Source organism: Cupriavidus sp. 05N39, assembly GCF_056397325.1.
This window is the reverse complement of sequence record NZ_JBFTNE010000067.1, coordinates 1-19,620: the sequence shown is the minus strand read 5'-3', so window position 1 is coordinate 19,620 and position 19,620 is coordinate 1. Positions and strand designations below refer to the sequence as shown.

Below are 19,620 nucleotides of genomic sequence, written 5' to 3'. Positions count from 1 at the left end.
GGCGCGCGCGGGGGATGCTAATCTGAAAGCTACAGGCAGCGGCGCACGCGCAGGTGCCCTGTCAGGCGCTCCCGCTATTCCGCGCGGGTCTGGTTTGCAATCCTTTGGGATCGAACAAGGAGTGGGTATGAAAACTGCAAGGCAGGTTCTTGAGTCCAAACCAACCCAGGCTATCTACAGTATTCCTCCCGGCGCCACGGTTTATGCCGCGCTGCAGTTGATGGCGGAGAAAGGCATCGGCGCGCTGCTGGTGATCGAGCGCGGCGAGAGCCAGATCGTCGGCATCCTGAGCGAGCGGGACTATGCGCGCAAGGTGATCCTGATGCAGCGCACGTCGCGGGAGACGTTTGTGCGCGACATCATGACGTCGGCGGTGATTTATGTGCGGGGGGATCAGAGTACCGATGAGTGCATGGCGTTGATGACCCAGCATCGGTTGAGGCACTTGCCGGTGATGGATGGGGACAAGCTGATCGGGATGTTGTCGATCGGGGATCTGGTGAAGGATATTATTTCGGAGCAGAGGTTCATTATTGAGCAGCTGGAGCATTACATTACGGGGACCGCGCATCCGCAGGTTTAATTGGAGGCTGGCCGAGGGCAATGTCAAAGGCTTGACGTAAACGACAGTTTCACGCCCCCTGTGGGGGGCGGCTTACTTCTCGTCTTGCCAGGACAGTGAGGGAAATCCCTCGGCGCGGGCGTTCCCCTTGGCAGCCTGGATCTGCTGTCCAGGCGTGGCCAACCGGGAGCGTCAGCGAAGCGTTCAACAAAGGCGTATTCTTTGAATACGGTGCCGGATGCAACGCGCGGCCAGGCTGGCAAGATGGCCTTCAGGACGTTTTCAGTCACGGCACAAAATGTACCGCGGTGGCGACATGAAGCGTGTTCACGCACTGATTGTGACTTGCGCCATGTTGGTCGCCTGTGTATCGACGGGCATCGACGTGAAGCAGGAGCAATTGTCGGACTTCATGCTCGGTTTCTCCACCCTTGACGACGTGACGGCGCAGCTTGGGGCGCCTACATCCCAGGCGGCACTGAATAACGGATCAACGATACTGATCTATTCATTTGCGACCTCCCACACCCACCCTGAGAGCTTTATTCCGTTCATTGGTCCGCTCTTTGCCGGAGGGGAGATCAGATCGTCCACGGTCCTTTTCGAGTTCGACGAGAACGGTGTCCTCAGGAGTCAACGCAGGGCAACGTCGAGTGGTGTTTCAGGGTTGAGCGTATTGCCTCCCGGCATGCTGCAATAGGCGCTTGCCGTCATGGAATGGTCCGCGCAGGCTTCACTGCATCTGACAGCTGAAGCCCATCCAGCTGCTTAAAACTCCCGAATCAATGCCTCTGCCATCGGCCACGCGCCATATCCATCGGCCGGCGAGAGATGGCCAACTTCGCCGGCGTCGACGAAGCGGCTGCCCCAGGCCTGCGCGAGCTCGCGGATTCGCTCGAACTCACCGATAGGGTCGTTGCGGCTGCCGACTACGATGCTTGGAAACGGCAGGCGCTCGCGCGGCACCGGTGTCCAGCCATTCGTTGCCAGCGTCTGCGGATCGGAGTAACCGGCCGGCAGCGGCGTGTCGTAATCGGGGGGCGCGGCCAGCAGCGCCCCCTTGATTTCGCGCTTCGTTTGCTGTGCCCAGTGAACAGTGATCAGAACCCCGACGCTATGGGCAACCAGGATGATCGGGCCATCGATGCCGCTCACGACGCGATCGAGGTTGGCTACTCGCGCGCTGCACAGCCTCTTGTCCTGGTCGATCTGGGGCACGATGTGCGCCGCGCCTCCAATTTCCTGAATACGCTCAGCCAGCAGCGTTTGCCAGTGATCCGGCATGTGATCGCGAAGGCCAGGGACAATCACAACCGTGGGCAGCTTTCTGGAGGTCATGGATCCGGGTTCCTCGTTAAGTTTGGATGTCTTGCCGAAGCCGCCATCCAGAATCAAGCAGTGGCGAGCCGTCGAGCGTGGGGACGCGCCGGACGGCGCGCGCGACATCTTCAGAACGGACGATCGCCCTTGATGGTGGCGCGCTCCATCCTGCGCGGCGCCGGCCAGTAGTCGCTGACCGCGTAGTGCTGTGTCGCCACGTTGTCCCAGATAGCGACACTGTTCGGCTTCCAGCGAAAGCGCACCTGGTACTCCGGAATCGCCGCCTGGCTGAGCAGGTAGTTCAGCAGCAGGCTCGCGCCCGGGGTCTTGTCCTGCCCGACGCGCACATTCTCCGGTGTATGGTAGTTGATGAAGTGTGTCGCGAACGGCCCCACGTACAGGATCTTTTCTCCCGTCTCAGGGTGCGTCCTGACCACCGGGTGGTCCACCAGCGGGTTCTTCCGCACCAGTTCCTCCCGCTCCTCCGTCGTCATGATCGCGCCAAACGAATGCTCGATCCCGTGCTTGGCACGCAGGCCCGCAATCTTCTGCTTGATCTCTTCCGGCAAGTTCTTGTACGCGTCCACCATGTTCACCCAAATGGTGTCGCCACCCACCTCCGGACACGAAATGCAGCGCAGCACCGCGCCCTTGGGCGGGCTCGCCCGCCACGACGCATCGGTGTGGTAGGTGTTCTCGAAGTGGTCCCGCTTGTCACTCTTGTAGATCTCGATCAGGCCAGGGTATCCCGGCACCGTATTGTTGACAGGGTGGTCTTCCAGGTCACCGAAGCGCCTGGCGAACGCAACATGGTCGGCGCGTGTAATGTCCTGGTCCCGGAAGAACAGCACCCGGTGCTTCAACAGTAGTGCCTTGATCTCGGCGAACAGCGAATCGTCCCGCGCCACATCGGCGAGACTCACACCCGACAGTTCGGCACCAATCGAGCAGGTGAGCGGATTGATATGCATGGCGAATTTTCCTTTGGCGTATGAGTTTGACAGGCCCGCCAGCGGGCAGCGGATAGCTTGGATTTGATTGTCGGCACTAGCCGCCTCACGCGCTTGACCCATCGCGCCACAATTTGGCGAGTCGCGCCAATGCCCTTTCAGGGGCCAATTCGAGCCAATTCGCGCGGGTGGGGATTCGTGGCCTGGCGATCAGTGGCAACTGGCCAGTTTCACCAGTTAATCGGCAATGAGCACGATCTTGCCCATGTGCTGGCCGCTCGCGATGTACGCGTAGGCGTCGGCGATCGAATCCATCGGGAAGGTTCGGTCGATCGGGAGGCGGAGCTTGCCTTTGCGGAAAAACGGCAACAGGTCGCGTGCGCATGCCTGGATGCAATCGAGACGTTCCTGCTCGGTGCGCGTGCGGAACGTCGCACCGATCAGCTTCAGGCGATTCAGCCACAGCAGGTTGATATCGACCTGTGCAGTGCTAGCCCCACCCAGTCTCGCGAGATTGACCAGGCGCCCCTTTACCGCGAGGCTCTTGATGTGGTCCTCGAATACCGTGCCGCCGATGGTATCGATGATGACGTCCACGCCACGCTTGCCGGTGGCCGCCATGATGGTTTCCACTTGCGAATCACGGGATGCATTGATGCCAGCGTCCACCCCGAAGCCCGCCAGGCGGTCCAGCTTTGCCGCCGACCGCGACGAGGCGATCACAGGGCTGGCACCCAGTGCGGCCGCAATCATGATGGCGGCCATGCCCACACCGCCGGAGGCGCCATTGATAAACACCGATTGGCCTGCTTTCAGTTCGCCGTTGGTGATCAGCGCGTCATGGGCGGTGATGAACACATTGGGAAAGGCGGCCGCATCGATCCACGAGACATCCTCCGGGACCGGCATCAGCGCCAGCGGGGCGGCGACAACATATTGTGCGTGGCAGCCGCGGCCATGGCCCATCACCCGGTCGCCTTCACGCCAGCCGCCGACCTGCTCGCCGACGCGGACGACCTCGCCCGCAAACTCGACGCCAGGGGTCATCGGGTTGCCAGCCCGATGCTCCCGCATGTACTTGATCTCGCCAAAGTTGATGCCCGACGCAAAGACCCGGACCAGCACTTCATTGGGACCCGGATTCGGAACGGGAATATCCTGCACCTCGAGCCGGCCACCGTCGGCGCCTGGTATTACGCGTACTGCTTTCATCCTGTCTCCTGTTTAATGGCCCAGGAGACCAGACAAATGCACGGCCATCGCTCCTGAGCCCTGACGCTCAGGGATTCTCGGCAGTTCCACCCTCGGCCGCTTGACGGGACGCGCCACAACTTGGCCAATCGTGACAGCCATGCACGGGTGGGACCCGAGCAGCCGTCAGTCAGATGGCGGGCATGGATGGCGAGTCTTGATGGTGAGTATCGATGGGTGGTGGCTGGCCCGGGGTATCGATGCGGATCAGCCGCTCAGGGGGAGGGCCACAGTAGTGACAAGGCCCGCCCGGTCACACGAGCAAGTCGCCTCGCCAGCGAGTCGGCGACTTGCCAAATTGCGCGCTGAACCAGCGAGAGAAGGTACTTACCTCGGAGAATCCAACCAGGAGCGCGACCTGGGACACGGGATATCGCTGGTCCCCAAGGTAGCGGATGGCCAGGCTGCGCCGGACCTCGTTCACCAGGGAGGAGAACTCTTCGCCTTCCTGTTCGAGCCGGCGTTGCAGCGTGCGGGCGCTCAACCCGAGCTTCTCGCCGACCTTGTCAATGCCGCTTCGCCCCTGCGGCAAGAGCAGGTGGACCGCGCGGCGCACATTGGACGCCATGGAAACCTGTCTGCCGAGCAAATTCTGGTCGAGCAACTCCTTGGCGTAGCGGGATAGGTTCACGTCGCCCAGCGGATTGCGCCGGTCAAGGTCCTGACGGTCCAGGATGATGCCGTCAAAGTCGCAGCCAAATTCGACTCTCGTGTCGAACAGCCGATGGTGGATATGAAGACTTGCRGGCGCGAGATGCGAGAAGTGTACGCTGCGCGGCTTCCACCTTCCCCCAAGCATCGATTTCATCAGGCACAGCAGCGCGCCGACCGAAAGCTCCACAGGCTGCCTGCCAGGATTCGGCCTTTCCGTAATCAGCTGCTGATGGACGATGGCGATATCATCGATTTCCTCAACGTGGACGGTAACGGATTCGCTCAGCAGGTGACGATACGTCTCCAACTGCCCCAGTGCATGACGCAGCGTCGGCTGGTGCTGGAGCAGCAGGCTGACGGGACCGAAATCGGACAGCCGCCAGGCTTCGGCCATCAGCAGGCCGACGGAAGTGCAACTGGACGCCTGCTCGGTGGATTCGAGCACCTTTGCCAGCCATGACTCCGGAACATGCAGGTCCGGCGAAAGGATACAAGACCGGTCGGCCCCGACGTGGTGGATCATGCGCTCCGGGTCGACACCCAAGGTCCGGGCAATCTCGGAGTACTTGACCAGGAGGGCGCTGCGAATCAGAGTACTCATGTGATCACTCGGGCGAATCCTTTGGCGGCTGAATCCTTGGCCGCCCAGGCGAGGAGCTACTGCGCATACAATTCATCACTGGCCGGCGGCGCGGCGTTGCAGCCGCGTTGTTGCCGCTGACGGTATCCAAGCGTACGGGCCGTGTCAAGCCTGCTATATCTTAGTAGTTGGCCCGTCGCCCGGACCCGCGCTCAGAACGTCTTGCGCAGGAAGCCCTGGTTGCCGCCGTTGCGATTTGGCGCGAAACCGTTCTCCTGCAGGGATTCCTCCACCGTGTCGTAGAAAACACCGATCCTGGAGATCTCGCGCGCCTGCTTCGCGGTGGCGATCTCGCGGCCGAACTCGCGCGAGATGCGCACCAGTTGCTCGATCTGCTTCACGGTGCTGATTTTCTCCGTGCGCGACTGGTTCCACAGGCAGTCCTCGGTGCCGCAGCGCACGTGCAAGCCCATGGCAATTCCCATCATGTTGACCGGCAGCACGTTGCGCACGTTGCTTTCCACCGTGACGACCGCGCCATCGGGCACCGCGCGCATGAAGTTGCCGAGGCTGTAGACATTGGGCGTATCCATGCCGCCGGCGATGGCCACCCAGTTCATGACCAGCGGGCCCTTGTAGAAGCCGCGGCGCATCAATCGCTCCACCGACTCGAAGCTGTTGAGGTTGTAGCACTGGAATGCACTCTGGATGCCCTTGGCCGTCAGGCGGCGGACGTGCTCCTCCACCCATCCTGGCTGCGCAGGCACTGTCATTTCCTTGTAGGCGCCGAAGATGGCAGGGTTCGCGCGCGAGGTGCCCGCGAAATCCGCATCCTCGGCCTGATCGGTGACGTTCATTTGCGAGGTGTTGACGGTCACCGTGACCTGGTCCGGCGTGGGCTCCAGGTCGGCCAGCATGTGGCGGGTATCGTCAGACAGCCACTTGGCGGCCTGGCCATCGTTCTCGGGGGCGAAGGAGATGGAACCGCCGACCTGGATGATCATCTCGGGCACCGCCTTGCGCACGCCGGCGATCAGTTCGTTGAACTTGGACAAGCGCTTGCTGCCCCGGCCATCGAGTTCACGCACGTGCAGGTGCAGCACCGTGGCACCGGCGTTGTAGCAGTCCACCGCCTTCTGGATCTGGTCTTCCATCGTGACCGGGATGTCCTCGGGAAAGTCGTCAGGCAACCAGCCGGGTGCATAGGGCGCGGCCGTGATGATCAGGGGCTGCTGGTTTTCGGGGAAGAAGTGGCCGTCGAGGAAATTCATGGTGGTTCTCCAGGGGGAAGGGCTGCTATCGGTTTGGTCCCCTGAGTATCTTGGGCACAAGCCATTCCCGCTTGCTAATCCGGGACATTCAATTGCTTACTTGGGACAAGGGCCAGCCGGCACACCGGTTGTCGCGATCCGCAAGATTCTGTCGTGCGATGCAAAGCGCCCGGATGAGCGAGCCCACTAGAATTTGCCCGAAGGCCATATCAGAGCCGGGCCGCAGCATCGAAGCATGCCGGTTGGCCCAGGAGCCAAGAGACTCTACCAACACAACTGGAGCGAGACATGCGCATCCCCCTGATTGCACGCCAGACGCTGGCGCTCGCGATTGCAGTCGTCCCACTGCTGTCGACCGCGCCAGCGGCGAATGCCGCCGAGTGGCCGGCCAAGCCTGTGCGGATCATCGTTGCCGCACCGCCGGGCGGCACGGCCGATATCGTGGCGCGCCTCTTCGCGAATGCGCTGCAAAGCCCGCTTGGACAGACCGTGATCGTCGACAACAAAGCCGGCGCGGCGGGAACCATCGGCGTCCACGGCCTGCTGTCGGCGCCACGGGACGGATACACATTCCTGCTGATTCAAAAGGGCATTGCCTCGGAAGTGCCCCACGCCATGCATGTGTCTTACGATCCGTTCAAGGACATTGTTCCGATTGCGCAGCTTACCCGGCAGGGTCTCGTGCTCATCGGCCATCCCGGCCTGCCCGCGAAAAACCTCGGGGAACTGATCACGTATGTCAAAGCGAATCCGGGTAGGGTCGACTATGCGAATTTCGGTGTCGGCCTGCGTGGCCAGACCATCGGCGTGCAATTCAATCGCCTTGCCGGACTGACGACGGGCACCGTGAGCTACAAGGGGTCGCCGCCTGCGCTGCAAGACGTGATGGGGGGGCACGTTCCGCTCATGTTCGACGGTCCGGCAACTTCGCTTCCGTTCATCAAGTCAGGAAAGCTCAGGGCATTTGCCATTGCCTACCCCAAGCGGATCCCCGCGCTGCCTGATCTTCCGACCTTCGCCGAACTGGGATTTCCCGACCTCAAGGAGGTCAGCTGGATGGCGCTCTGGTCGGCGCCGGGCGTACCGCCAGCCGCGGTGGCCAAGATGCGCGACGCCACGCTCAAGGCGATGCAATCGCGCGAGATCCGGCAGAAGATCGAAGACCTTGGCATGGAAGTCGGTTCACCGGCTACCAGCGAAGAGCTTTCCGTAGACGTGCGCGAATCCTACGAACGGCAGGGCAAGCTATTGCGCTCGATCAACTTCAAGCCCGAATGAAGATCCAGACGCGGCAGCGCTGGCGGGGGCTCAAGCAGAGTGTCAAGAAAGAGGGGGAGTAAGCGATGTTGCACGCAAGGCCGGATTTTCCACCGGCGCACGTAAATTCCGGTAAGGGGTCGGACGGGATTGTGTCGCCGGAAACGTCCATCTGGTACAACCTGGAAGTCACCACGCGGCGTTTTCCCGGCAAGACCGCAATCCATTGCCATGGCCATGCGGTGAGCTTTCGCGATCTGCATGCGCAAGCGATGGCCATTGCGGGATGGCTTCAGCACGAAGCCGGCGTCAGGAAAGGCGACCGGGTGTTGCTGTATATGCAGAACTGCCCGCAGTTCATCGTCGCCTACTACGCCATCCTGCGTGCCGGAGCGGTTGTCGTGCCGGTCAACCCAATGAACAAGGCCGACGAATTCCGTCATTACGCTACGGATAGCGCGGCCCGGGTGGTCGTGTGCGCCGCGGACGCCTTCGATACAGGGATTAGCGCGGACCTGCTGTCGGCTGGCCAAATTCAATGCGTGCTGATGACCCGCTATGCGGCGGACCTGCTTGCTGCCGATGCAGCCCCCGAGCCTTCGCTGCCGGCGTGGATGACGGCGCAGTACGAACAGCCTGCGTGGGCTGCCGGCAAGGTGTCGCTTTGGTCTGACGCGCTCGCAGCGGGCTGCGTCCCCGCACGAGATGACGCCGAAGCCGGCGACATGGCTGTCATGCCCTATACCTCTGGCACCACGGGCGCGCCCAAAGGGTGCATCCATACGCATCGATCCGTCATGCATAACGCGATCGGCAATGGCATCTGGTCGGCATGCGAGGCCGGATCGGTCGTCCTTTCGGTATTGCCATTGTTTCACGTGAGCGGCATGCAGCATGGCATGAACGCACCGATCTATTGCGGGGCTACTATCGTGATGCTGCCACGCTGGGATCGCGAGGCCGCGGGCCGGCTTATCTCGCAGCATGGCGTTACCCACTGGATGGGCAATCCAACCATGGTGATCGATCTCCTTGCAAGCGCGAATCTCGAGCAATTCAATCTCACAACCCTGCGCCACGTTGGGGGCGGAGGCGCGGCCATGCCGCAAGCGGTCGCAGAACGTCTGAAACAACAGTTCGGGCTCAGTTACCTGGAAGGATACGGGCTGTCGGAAACAATGGCCGCAACACACAACAATCCGAGCCATCGGCCCAAACAGCAATGTCTCGGTTTGCCGACCTTCAATACGGAAGCCCGCGTAATCGACCCGACGACGCTCAAGGTATTGCCGGTCGGCGAAGTCGGCGAGATCATCGTCAGCGGACCGCAGGTGTTCAAGGGCTATTGGGGAAAGCCCGACGCTACACGGGATGCCTTCATCGAACTGGAAGGACGAACCTACTTCCGGACCGGCGATCTGGGCACCGTGGATGGGGATGGGTACTACTTCATCACGGATCGCCTCAAGCGGATGATCAACGTGTCCGGCTTCAAGGTATGGCCCTCGGAAGTCGAGAACCTGTTATACAAGCACCCCGCTGTACAGGATGCCTGCATCATCGGCACCCATGACGCCTATCGCGGGGAGACAGTAAAAGCCCTGGTGGTGCTCAAATCCACCGCGAAGGACACGACGCCGGAAGAGATCATCGATTGGGCCAGGAAAAACATGGCAGCCTACAAGTATCCACGCGTGGTGGAATTCGTCGATGCGCTGCCCAGGTCCAGCACGGGCAAAGTGATGTGGCGACAGCTGCAGGAGCTGGAAAAAAGCCGTAGCGCGGCCAGTGGAAAGTCATAACGCAACGAGCAATGCGCAGCAAGTGCAGCAGGTGCGGCGCATCGTCGGGGTGCGCCGAGGCATTGGCGGAACCTATGCAACACGTCGGTAAACTGATTCGCAGTGCCAGCCTGAACGGCTACATCGAGCTGGTGGAGTCGCTCGGGCGCGATCCCCACGCCTTCCTGCGAGGGGTGGGGCTGTCGGCGCGGCTGCTCGAAAATCCCGAGACGCCAATCCCCAGCCACGCCGTGCGCGAATTGCTCGAAGTCACCGCGCGCGCCACCGGCGTGGAAGACCTTGCCCTGCGCCTGGCGGCGCGGCGCACCTTCTCCAACCTGGGGCCCATCAGCCTGGTGCTGAAGGAAGAGCCGACCCCGCGGCAGGCGCTCGACACCTTGTGCCGCTACCTGAAACTGCTTAGCGCTACGCTGATCACGCGTATCGAGGACGCCGGCCAGTCCGTCATCATTCGTGAAGAGCTTCTGCCCAGCCCCGGACTGGCCACGCGGCAGGCGATGGAACTGGCGGTCGGCGTGAAATTCCGCATTCTGCGCGAGCTGATCGGTCCCAAGTGGCGGCCGCTGGAGGTTTGCTTCACGCATCGCCCGCCGGTCGATGCGTCGGCGCACCGCGCCTTCTTCGGGCGCAGCCCGATGTTCAATCAGCCATTCAACGGCCTGGTCTGCGCGGCGGCCGATCTGCAGATGCCGCGCACGCCCGACAATCCGGGCGCCGCGCGCTTCGCGCGGGACTACCTGGAGGCGGCGCTGCGGCACCGCGATGAAGGCGTCCGCGAATCGTGCCGGGAGCTGATCCTGGCCTTGCTCCCGGGAGGACGCTGCACTACCCAGCAGGTGGCGCATCTTCTGCGCGTCGATCGCCGCACGCTGCACCGCTACCTCAGCGCGGAAGGGCTGACATTCTCAGTCCTGCTCAAGCAGGTGCGCTCGGAACTGGTGATGCGCCACCTGCAAGAGAGCGACCTGCCGATCGGCGAGGTCGCCGGGCTGCTGGGCTTTTCCGCGCAGAGCAGTTTCAGTCACTGGTTCCACGCCGCCTTTGGCTGCAGCGTCTCGGACTGGCGCAAGCGGGTGGCTGCCGGGGCGTGACCACCGCAGGCGCCGCTTATGCTGGAACGGGTACGGCAAAAAAATGCCAGCGCCTTTCCGCATGCGGCTTCTCGCCAATTTCCTGTCCGATAGCGGGGAGAACGGGAAAAAAGCACCCATGATCCGGCAAGACGCTCACGCCACGCCGCATCACAAACCAACTTAGCCCCGCACTCGATATTCAGTCTCCGCATATAATTATGCGTTCACTGAATTGGCCCTTCCCGAGCCGCCCATGTGGCCTCTGCTGCTACCGGCAGCACCTCCGTCGCGCAGCACTGGGTACGCGTTCAATCAGCTGAATTCAATCTTGTGGCCATGTTCCACGCTGTAAGCGGACAAAGAGTGTGACTTGTTTGCCGTTGGGCGCAACGCTGGCTACTCATGCTTACGTGCCGGCTGCCTTTCGATGTCTGTTTCCGCTTCGCCTTCTTCCTCCGTTGCCACTCCTGTCCCTACCCCTACCCTGAGCCACCAGGCCATCATGCGCGTGATCGGCGGGATCGTCCTGTGCATCCTGCTGGCGGCACTGGACCAGACCGTGGTGATCCCGGCCGTGCCGGCGATTGCCAACGACCTGAACGGCTTTGGCCACCTGTCGTGGATCGTGACGGCCTACCTGATCACTTCCACGGTTTCCACGCCGCTGTACGGCAAGTTGTCCGACACGTACGGCCGGCGGCGGCTGCTGATGCTGGCGATCGCGCTGTTCATCCTGGCTTCGGTGGCGTGCGCGATGGCGGCCTCGCTGGAGCAGTTGATCCTGTTCCGCGCGCTGCAGGGCATTGGCGGCGGGGGCCTGATGTCGCTGGCGCAGGCGGCCATTGCCGATGTGGTGGCGCCGCGCCAGCGCGGGCGTTACCAGGGCTACCTGGCTACGGTGTGGGCGGTGGCTTCCATCGCCGGTCCGCTGGTCGGCGGCTGGACTTCGGATCATCTCTCGTGGCGCTGGCTGTTCTGGATCAATGTGCCGCTGGGACTGCTGGCGATGTTCATGTGCCATCGCGGCCTGAGCCAGTTGCAGGCGCGCGGCGGCGCCGCGCGGGTGGACTGGGGCGGCGCGTTGCTGCTGACCGTTTCCATCGTGGCCTTCCTGCTGGCGATGAGCTGGGGCGGCGATGTCTATGCCTGGCTGTCGCCGGAGATCGCCGGCCTGGCCCTGCTGGCAGTGGCGGCAACGGCCGCGCTGGTCTGGCAGGAGCGCCGCGCGGCGGATCCGATGTTGCCGCCGCGGCTGTTCCGCAACCGCGCCTATGTGCTGGGCGTGGCGGCGTCCGCGATGGCGGCGCTGAATATCTTCCTGTGCATCTTCGCCTTGCCGCTGCATTTCCAGCTGGTGCGCGGCGCCGATGCTTCGGAATCCGGCCTGCTGGTGGTGCCGTTCCTGCTGTCCACGGTGGCGGGCAACTTTATCGTGGCCGGGCTGGCGCCGCGCCTGGGGCGGATGCGCGGCATCCTCACCGGCGGTTTCATCGCGGCGGCGCTTGGCCTGCTGGCGCTGGTGGCGGTATCGCCCGGCACGCCGCTGGTGCTGGTGCTGCTGGCGATGACGGTGGCCGGCGTGGGGCTGGGCATGGCGATGGTGGGCACCCTGATGACGGTGCAGAACGTGCTGGAGCGCCGCGATACCGGCGCCGGCACCGGCGCGCTGCTGGTGCTGCGTTCGCTCGGCAGCGCCTTTGGCGGTGCGCTGGCCGGCACCTTGCTGACGCTGGAGTTCCGCAATGCGCTGCAGGCTTCCGGCGTGAGCCAGGTCCTGGACCTGGGCGCGCTGCGCCACGGCAGCGAGGCGCTGGCCCATCTTTCGCCCGCGGTGCGGGACGTGCTGACGGGCGGCGTGGAGTCGGGCTTCCAGCTGATCTTCGCCGTGGGCGCCGTCGCCGCCCTGCTGGCGCTGGCGATCGTGCGCCGCATGCCGGACGTGGAACTGCGCAGCAGCGTGACCGAGCACGCGGCCACGCTGGCGATGGAGTAAGCGGGCGGGAGGCGGCACGGGCCGCGTCCGGCACAACGCCCGCATCCAACCGGCGGCCAACGGCGTAGACTACGGACAGACCACTTCTGGAGTCCCGTTCATGCGCCGTCTTCCCGTTCAACGCTCACGCGCCTTGCAACGTACCGCCTTGACTGGCGCGTTGATCCTGGCCGGCGCCGCAGCTGTCGTCGCCACGCCGCGTCTCGCGCGGGCCGCGGATGCCCCGGCCGCCGGCGCGGCGAAACCGGCCGGCGCCTGCCCGGCATCGCTGAACTTCAAGTTCCCCCGCTTGCAGGACGAGGCACCGCAGGACCTCTGCCAGTACGCCGGCAAGGTCGTGGTGGTGGTCAACACCGCCAGCTACTGCGGCTTCACCCCGCAGTACGAAGGGCTGGAGGCGCTGTACGCCAAGTACCGCGAACGCGGGCTGGTGGTGCTGGGTTTCCCCTCGAACGATTTCTCGCAGGAGCCCGGGTCTTCCAAAGAGATCGCGGACTTTTGCTACAACACCTACGGCGTGAAATTCCCGATGCTCGGCAAGTCGCATGTGCGCGGCAGCGATGCCAACCCCATGTACGCGCTGCTGGCCAGGCAGTCAGGCACCACGCCGAAGTGGAATTTCTACAAGTATGTGATCGACCGCAATGGCCAGGTGGTGGGCAGCTATAACAGCATGACCAAGCCGGACGACCGGCAGTTCGTCGGCAAGATCGAGCAACTGCTGGACGGCGCGCGCTAGGCAATCGGCGCCGTTCCAGAGCGGTGCCCGCAGGCGCGGGTACGGGAACGGCGCGCCTCTCCGCCCTCCGGCGTGACCGGACCCGCTGCATCGGGGACCGATTCGACCACTAATTGACCGGCGTCAAGCCGCGCAAGCGCCGCCATCGCTACTTTCGCCGCTTTGGGGAGAGACAGACGATGGCCATCACGCTATACGACGCCGGCGGGCATACGTGCCTGCTGTTTTCCGACCTGGTCGAGGAAGAGCACGGCGAGGTGGTGCAGACCAACCAGTTCCTGATCGTCGATCACGGCCACGGCGCGCTGATCGATCCCGGCGGGCACATGACCTACGGCGAGTTGTACCTTGCCATCAGCCGCTACTTTCCGCCCAAGCAGCTCGACTACGTGCTGGCCTCGCATGCCGATCCGGATATCGTCGCCTCGCTCGGGCGCTGGCTTACCGCCTCCGGCAGCCGCATCCTGATCTCGCGCGTGTGGGCGCGCTTCCTGCCGCATTTCTGCCAGGCCGGCAAGACGGAAGGGCGCATCGTCACCATCCCCGACGCCGGCATGCCGGTGCCGCTGGGCAACTGCACGCTGCTGGCGGTGCCGGCGCATTTCCTGCACTCGGAAGGCAACTTCCAGTTCTACGATCCGGTCAGCAAGATCCTGTTCTCCGGCGACCTTGGCGCGGCCATGACCAGCGCGCGGGAGGCGGGCACGGTGGTGGAGGATTTTGCCGCCCACACGCACGCCATGCTGCCGTTCCACCAGCGCTATATGAGCGGCAACCGCGCCTGCCGGCTGTGGGCCAATATGGCGCGCGAACTGGATATCGAGTGGATCGTGCCGCAGCACGGTCCGTCATTTCGCGGCAAGGCCATGGTGGCGCAGTTCATCGACTGGGTGTCGACGCTCGAGTGCGGGCTGGACCTGCTGAGCCAGGACAATTACAGGCTGCCGCCCTTCGCCGCCGCGGCAGCCTGATCCGCGCCATCAGTCGCGCGCCAGCCCTTCGGCCACCAGCGCCTCATGCACCTTGGGGCGCGCCGCCACGCGCGACAGGTAGGACTGCAGCGCGGGATAGGGGTTGAGCGGCATGTGGAGGATATTGGCCCAGTTGACGATGGCGAAGCAGTAGGCGTCGGCCACGGTGAACTGCCTGCCGGCCAGGAAATCGCGGGTGGCCAGGTGCTTGTCGAGTTCGGCGAAGCGCGTGGCCACCTTGGCCATGCATGCCTCGCGCGTGCTCTCGGCGGTTTCCTTGTGCCACAGCCACGGGCTGAAGACCTTGTGCAGCTCGGTGGAGACCAGCGTCAGCCAGCCCACCGCTTCCAGGCGCTCCCTGGTGCCGGCGGCCGGCAGCAGCGCCCTGGCCGGAGCGAGGTCCGCCACGTATTGCAGCAGCGATGCCGCCTCGGTATGGCGCGAGCCGTCGTCCAGCTGCAGCAGCGGCACATAACCGCGCGGGCTGACCGCGTAGAAATCATCGCTGCCGTGCTCCGGCTCGGCCAGCTTGTGCGTGGCCAGGTCGACCTTGGCGAGGGTGAACGGCAGGCCGGCTTCGCGCAGCGCGATATGGACGGCCAGCGAGCAGGCGCCAGGGGTGTAGTAGAGCTTCATCGGGTTGTCCTTGGAGGTGGAATGGTTCGGCGTTTCGGGTTTCGCCGCCACGGCTTGTGGTGGCTGTGCAGGCAGTCTAGGATTGCAGTGATGCAATCACAATGCGTATGAGCGCAAGTCATGACTGCAAATTTGCAATGAACATGCCATATCAACTCTCCTCTCCCGACCTGGACATCGTGCTTGCGCTGGTACGCGGCGCCACGCTGGCCGAAGCCGGGCGCCGGCTCGGGCTTGATGCCTCCACGGTGTTCCGCGCGCTGCAGCGCATCGAGAAAGGCCTGGGCCGGCGCCTGTTCGAGCGCAGCCGCTCGGGCTACCTGGCAACGGAACTGGCGCAGCAGTTCGCCCAGCATGCCGAGCGCATCGAGGCCGAGCTGGAAGCGGCGCGCGCGCATGCCTCGGTAACGGCGGGCACGGTATCGGGCCTGGTGCGTATCACCACCACCGATACCGTGCTGCACGGCATGGTGCTGCCGGCGCTGGCGCCGCTCGGCCGCCGCCATCCGGGGCTGAGCTTCGAGCTGATCGCCACCAACGAGCTGGTCAGCCTGACCAGGCGCGATGCCGACATCGCCGTGCGCGYCACGCGGCGGCCGCCCGATCACCTGATCGGCAAATGCCTCGGCCGCTTGCGCGTGGCGGTGTTCGTATCGCGCGAACTGGCCGAGTCGGCTGGCGTGCCGGTCCCGGAGCCGGGCGCGCCGTTCGACGCGGCCGCGCTATCCGCCCTGCCCTGGATCGCGCCCGATGAGGCCATGCCCGATCACCCTTCGGTGCGCTGGCGGCGCAAGCACCTGCCGCGGGTGACGCCACAGTACCGCGTCAACAGCATTGCCGGCGTGGTGGAAGCGGTGGAGGCCGGACTTGGTGCCGGCGTCGTCTCGCTGATGATGGGCCGGCGCAGCGGCAAATTGGTGGCGCTCAGCGGCCCGCTGGACGAGTGCGAGACGGACCTTTGGCTGCTGACGCATCCCGAGTCGCGGCATCTGCGACGCATCGCCACCGTGGTCGGCCATCTTGCGGAGCATGTCAGGCTCGACGATTGAGACGGGCCACGCTCCCTGCGGCTTACGCCGATGCCAGCGCGGCGGGAATGGCGCTCGCGAGAAAATCGTAGACCGCGCGGATGCGCGCGCTGCCGCGGATCTCCCGGTGCACGGTGAGCCAGACCGGCAACGGCGGGATCGTCAGCTCCGGCAGCACGATCCGCACGCGCGGATCCCCGGCGGCGATATAACGCGCGGCAAAACCCACGCCCAGTCCGGCGCGGATCGATTGCCACAGCACGATATCGTCGTCGCTGCGCACGCCGAACGCCTCGCGCGAGACCTCGACGCCCATGGCGCGGAAGCCGCGCAGGATGGTGTCCTCGCGGTCATAGCCCACCAGTTCGTGGCGCAGCAGGTCCTGCGGCGTGCGCGGCACGCCCTTGCGGCGCAGGTAGTCGTCGTGGGCGCAGGCGCACAGCGGCACGCTTGCCACCTTGCGCGCGATCAGCGAGGCCTGGCTGGGCCGCACCATGCGGATGGCGATATCCGCCTCGCGCCGCAGCAGGTTGCTGACTTCGTTGGACGACACCACCTCGATGGCGAGCTGCGGCTCGCGCAGGCGCAGGTCCGCCAGCAGCGGTGGCAGCAGGAAGCTCGCCACCGCGCGGCTGGCCGACACGCGCACGCTGCCCGCGATGCCCGCCTGGCCGCGCGCCAGCGTGCGCGCCACCGCATCGGCGCCCTGCTGCATGGTGCGCGCATGCCCGGCGATGGCGCGCGCGGCGTCGGTGGGCTGCAGGCCGTGCCCGGTGCGCTCGAACAGCGGCACGCCGAGTTGCGCCTCCAGTTGCGCCACATGCCGCCCCAGCGTGGGCTGGCTGCTGGAAAGCCGCCGCRCCGCGCCCAGCAGGCTGCCGTTTTCCATCACCGCCAGGAAGGAGCGCATCAGCGCCCAGTCGAATTCTTCGGCCATGTCCTCTCTCTTTCCCTGCCGCTCTCGGTATTCAAAAATGAATTCGTGAGTTACCAGATCATGCAATTGTGAGGCAGCGGGGAATTGCCCACAATGGTCTTCATCGGGCCTGCCTGTCAGCCACGCCATCCCGGCGGGCTGCGCGGGACGGGCGGCAGAGCAAGGAGAACATCGTGAGCGAAACCGTATTGATCCTCGGTGCCAACGGCCGGCTCGGCCGCACCCTGGAGGATGCCTTTGCCGCCGCCGGCTGGAGCGTGCTGGCGCAGGCGCGCCGCCCGCTGGCCGGCGCCGTGCCGCAAGGCGTGCGCAGCCTCGCCATCGACGTGGCCGACACCGCGCAGTTGAGCGCCGCCGCGCGCGGCGCCAGCGTGGTGGTGAACGCGCTGAACCCCGTCTACACGGAATGGGAGCACCATGCCGAAGCGCTCGCGCGCAGCGCAATGGATGTGGCGCAGGCACTGGGCGCTCTGCTGCTTTTCCCTGGCAACGTCTACAACTACGGCGAATCCATGCCACCGCTGCTGCGCCCCGGCACCGCCGAGCGTCCCGGCACGCGCAAGGGCCAGATCCGTTGCCTGATCGAAGCGGCCATGCGCAAGCGCGCCCCGGCGCTGCGCAGCGTGGTCATCCGTGCCGGAGATTTCTTTGGCGGGCCGGGGCGCGGCTCATGGATGGACCTGGCGATCGCCAAATCGCTCGATCAAGGCAAGGTCGTCTACCCAGGTCCGCGCGACCGCGCGCACGCCTGGGCCTACCTGCCCGACCTGGCGCAGGCATTCGTTGCCGTGGCGCAGCGCCAGGCGGACCTGCGCGGCCATGCCGTACTGCATTTCGCGGGGCATACGCTGACGGGCGAGCAACTGGTGAGCGCGCTGGCGGAAGCCAGCGGCATGCAGCAAGCGCCGCGCGTGGGCGGCATGCCCTGGTGGCTGATCCGCGCCGGCGGCGCGGTAGTGCCGATGTGGCGCGAACTCGCCGAGATGGCCTACTTGTGGAAGGTGCCGCACGCGCTCGACGGCACCGCGCTGCAAGCGCTGGTGGGCGAATTGCCGCGCACGCCGCTCAGGCAGGCGCTGCGCGAGAGCCTTGGCGAACTGGGTTTGCGGGTGGCGGCCTGAGGGCGGTAAGTGTTATTGCGCCATGGCCTCGGCGCGCGTAATGACGCTGCCGAAATGATGCCGCCACAGCTTTACGCCCAGCGCGCCGGAAGGATCGAGAGATGAACCTACGGTGAGATCGGAAAGCAGCGTGGGCTGCAGCCCGGCATCGAACAGCGCGAATCCCGCCGCCAGCACGCATGTCTCCGTCTGTATGCCGGCGACAAGCACCCGCTCGGGCGCCAGCTCACGCAGATATGCGATCGCATCGCCGGACGGAAGATAGCCATGTTTCACAAACACGCGATCCGCCGGAATCAGGGGCGCATCGCCGGTGCCCGGCGCCCAGCCAAGCTGGCGCATGAATGGCGTGCGCGCTTCGTCATGGTGCTCCACGGTCGCCACCGAGGGCATCCGGCCCACCAGTGGCAGCAGGCCATCGATCAGCCATTGCGGCGGCGAGAAGGTGGGCTGGACATCGACGATCAACAGGGCTTGTCGCAAGGTACTCTCTCCGGCGGTCGCATCGGAATGCTTGGCCGACGAATTATAAGAGATGACCGAGACAGCCCCGTCCAGCGTCACAGTTAATCCAGCATCGCCGCCAGCGTCGGCGGCAACCCGTGATTCGGCTTGCGCGGAGGCCGCGCGAAGCTGCCCTCGGCGGCACCGACAGGCGCCAGCGCGATCAGGCTCTCGCAATGGCGGATCGCGCTCGACACGCCATCCACCACCGGCACCGGAATCCGGTCCTTGAGCGTGCGCGCCAGTCCGGCCAGCGGCGCCCCTGCCACGATGATCACATCAGCGCCATCCTCCCGCACCGCCTTCAGGCTCAGTTCCTCCAGCCGCGCCGCATGATCCTCCTGCACGCTGCCGATATCGCGCAATGGCTGTTGCAACGCACGCTGGCCAGCCGCGAAGTCAGCCCATTCGCCGCGACGCACTCGCGATACCAAGCCTCGATCCGATGCGAGATCGCGATAATGGAAAAACGCCGCCCGAGCAGGCAAGCGCTAGCCAGCGCCGCCTCCGTCATGCCCACCACCGGCACATTGAACAATTCCTTCAGCCCCGCCAGCCCCGGATCGCCAAACGCAGCCACCACCAGGCCATCGAACTGCCCCTGATGCTCCGCCGCCACGCAAGCCGTAGCGTAGCCCCCCACCAGCGCCTCGAAACGCGTCTCGATATAAGCCACGCCAAACTGCGCCGTCGCCATCGTCAGCGAAGTACCAGGCGAAGCCGTACGCGCAGCTTCCGCGCGAATCAGCTCGGTAACGCTCTCGGAAATATTAGGATTAACAACAAGAATACGCATGATCAAATCCGGAAAAATGCACCGCCTGTAAGGCCCCCAGGGGCCACCTATCACGCGATGCGAAGCGAGCCGTCAAGGTGTACCAGGCCGTATGGGGCGCCTCGTCGTCAGGCAAAAAGAGCGGAAAAGAGGGGGCCATGTTTGAGTATCGCCTTAAGGCGATGCGAGTTTGGCC

18 protein-coding genes and 1 pseudogene are annotated in these 19,620 nt (G+C 64.6%); 10 read left to right on the top strand and 9 right to left on the bottom strand.

Features of this window, described 5'->3' with window-relative positions; genetic code table 11:
• Nucleotides 1-127: 127 nt before the first annotated feature.
• Both AC1DN0_RS27440 and AC1DN0_RS27435 read left to right on the top strand, forming a co-directional pair.
• Nucleotides 128-583 carry a CBS domain-containing protein gene (locus tag AC1DN0_RS27440; protein WP_045240429.1) on the top strand — a complete coding sequence of 152 codons (456 nt, stop codon included), beginning with the start codon at nt 128-130 and terminating at the stop codon, nt 581-583.
• Between the two features lie 295 nt (nt 584-878).
• A complete protein-coding gene (locus AC1DN0_RS27435) occupies nt 879-1,262 on the top strand; it encodes a hypothetical protein (protein WP_441633970.1) in 384 nt (127 codons plus the stop codon).
• Nucleotides 1,263-1,330: 68 nt separating this feature from the next.
• On the opposite strand, the gene AC1DN0_RS27430 is transcribed toward AC1DN0_RS27435, so the two are convergent.
• From AC1DN0_RS27430 to AC1DN0_RS27410, 5 genes are all read right to left on the bottom strand, one after another.
• The gene (locus AC1DN0_RS27430; protein ID WP_441633968.1) at nt 1,331-1,900 is read right to left on the bottom strand and encodes an RBBP9/YdeN family alpha/beta hydrolase; all 570 of its coding nucleotides are present in this window, start codon (nt 1,898-1,900) and stop codon (nt 1,331-1,333) included.
• Between the two features lie 110 nt (nt 1,901-2,010).
• Nucleotides 2,011-2,853 carry a TauD/TfdA dioxygenase family protein gene (locus AC1DN0_RS27425; protein ID WP_441633966.1) on the bottom strand — a complete coding sequence of 281 codons (843 nt, stop codon included), beginning with the start codon at nt 2,851-2,853 and terminating at the stop codon, nt 2,011-2,013.
• A 216-nt stretch (nt 2,854-3,069) separates the two neighbouring features.
• Nucleotides 3,070-4,044, bottom strand: coding sequence for a quinone oxidoreductase family protein (locus tag AC1DN0_RS27420; protein WP_441633964.1), 975 nt, complete (start codon nt 4,042-4,044; stop codon nt 3,070-3,072).
• Nucleotides 4,045-4,336: 292 nt separating this feature from the next.
• A complete protein-coding gene (locus tag AC1DN0_RS27415) occupies nt 4,337-5,338 on the bottom strand; it encodes an AraC family transcriptional regulator (protein WP_441633962.1) in 1,002 nt (333 codons plus the stop codon).
• A gap of 191 nt (nt 5,339-5,529) precedes the next feature.
• Nucleotides 5,530-6,588 carry a beta-keto acid cleavage family enzyme gene (locus AC1DN0_RS27410; RefSeq protein ID WP_441633960.1) on the bottom strand — a complete coding sequence of 353 codons (1,059 nt, stop codon included), beginning with the start codon at nt 6,586-6,588 and terminating at the stop codon, nt 5,530-5,532.
• A gap of 288 nt (nt 6,589-6,876) precedes the next feature.
• On the opposite strand from AC1DN0_RS27410, the gene AC1DN0_RS27405 reads away from it, so the two are divergent.
• From AC1DN0_RS27405 to AC1DN0_RS27380, 6 genes are all read left to right on the top strand, one after another.
• Entirely contained in the window at nt 6,877-7,866 is a 990-nt protein-coding gene (locus AC1DN0_RS27405) for a Bug family tripartite tricarboxylate transporter substrate binding protein (protein ID WP_441633958.1), read from the top strand.
• 65 nt (nt 7,867-7,931) lie between these two features.
• Nucleotides 7,932-9,647 (top strand): long-chain fatty acid--CoA ligase, encoded by a 1,716-nt coding sequence (locus AC1DN0_RS27400; RefSeq protein WP_441633956.1) that lies wholly within the window; start codon nt 7,932-7,934, stop codon nt 9,645-9,647.
• 74 nt (nt 9,648-9,721) lie between these two features.
• Complete coding sequence (locus AC1DN0_RS27395) at nt 9,722-10,738, top strand: AraC family transcriptional regulator (RefSeq protein WP_441633954.1); 1,017 nt, start codon at nt 9,722-9,724, stop codon at nt 10,736-10,738.
• 484 nt (nt 10,739-11,222) lie between these two features.
• Entirely contained in the window at nt 11,223-12,713 is a 1,491-nt protein-coding gene (locus tag AC1DN0_RS27390; protein WP_477104395.1) for an MDR family MFS transporter, read from the top strand.
• A 100-nt stretch (nt 12,714-12,813) separates the two neighbouring features.
• Nucleotides 12,814-13,452 carry a glutathione peroxidase gene (locus tag AC1DN0_RS27385; protein ID WP_441633950.1) on the top strand — a complete coding sequence of 213 codons (639 nt, stop codon included), beginning with the start codon at nt 12,814-12,816 and terminating at the stop codon, nt 13,450-13,452.
• 179 nt (nt 13,453-13,631) lie between these two features.
• Nucleotides 13,632-14,423 carry an oxygen-binding di-iron domain-containing protein gene (locus AC1DN0_RS27380; RefSeq protein WP_441633948.1) on the top strand — a complete coding sequence of 264 codons (792 nt, stop codon included), beginning with the start codon at nt 13,632-13,634 and terminating at the stop codon, nt 14,421-14,423.
• A 9-nt stretch (nt 14,424-14,432) separates the two neighbouring features.
• Here AC1DN0_RS27380 and gstA read toward each other — a convergent pair whose 3' ends face one another.
• On the bottom strand, nt 14,433-15,059 hold the full coding sequence (gstA, locus tag AC1DN0_RS27375; protein ID WP_477104394.1) for a glutathione transferase GstA: 627 nt from the start codon (nt 15,057-15,059) through the stop codon (nt 14,433-14,435).
• Between the two features lie 137 nt (nt 15,060-15,196).
• On the opposite strand from gstA, the gene AC1DN0_RS27370 reads away from it, so the two are divergent.
• A complete protein-coding gene (locus AC1DN0_RS27370) occupies nt 15,197-16,108 on the top strand; it encodes a LysR family transcriptional regulator (RefSeq protein WP_477146153.1) in 912 nt (303 codons plus the stop codon).
• 22 nt (nt 16,109-16,130) lie between these two features.
• Here the strand turns inward: AC1DN0_RS27370 and AC1DN0_RS27365 are convergent, their stop codons facing one another.
• The gene (locus tag AC1DN0_RS27365) at nt 16,131-17,024 is read right to left on the bottom strand and encodes a LysR family transcriptional regulator (RefSeq protein ID WP_477146152.1); all 894 of its coding nucleotides are present in this window, start codon (nt 17,022-17,024) and stop codon (nt 16,131-16,133) included.
• Nucleotides 17,025-17,197: 173 nt separating this feature from the next.
• Here AC1DN0_RS27365 and AC1DN0_RS27360 point away from each other — a divergent pair, with 173 nt between their 5' ends.
• Nucleotides 17,198-18,145 (top strand): NmrA family NAD(P)-binding protein, encoded by a 948-nt coding sequence (locus AC1DN0_RS27360; protein WP_441637656.1) that lies wholly within the window; start codon nt 17,198-17,200, stop codon nt 18,143-18,145.
• Nucleotides 18,146-18,157: 12 nt separating this feature from the next.
• On the opposite strand, the gene AC1DN0_RS27355 is transcribed toward AC1DN0_RS27360, so the two are convergent.
• Both AC1DN0_RS27355 and AC1DN0_RS27350 read right to left on the bottom strand, forming a co-directional pair.
• Nucleotides 18,158-18,628, bottom strand: a complete 471-nt coding sequence (locus AC1DN0_RS27355; RefSeq protein ID WP_441637654.1) for an isochorismatase family protein — start codon at nt 18,626-18,628, stop codon at nt 18,158-18,160.
• 83 nt (nt 18,629-18,711) lie between these two features.
• Nucleotides 18,712-19,445, bottom strand: a pseudogene (locus AC1DN0_RS27350) (aspartate/glutamate racemase family protein).
• Nucleotides 19,446-19,620 lie beyond the last annotated feature (175 nt).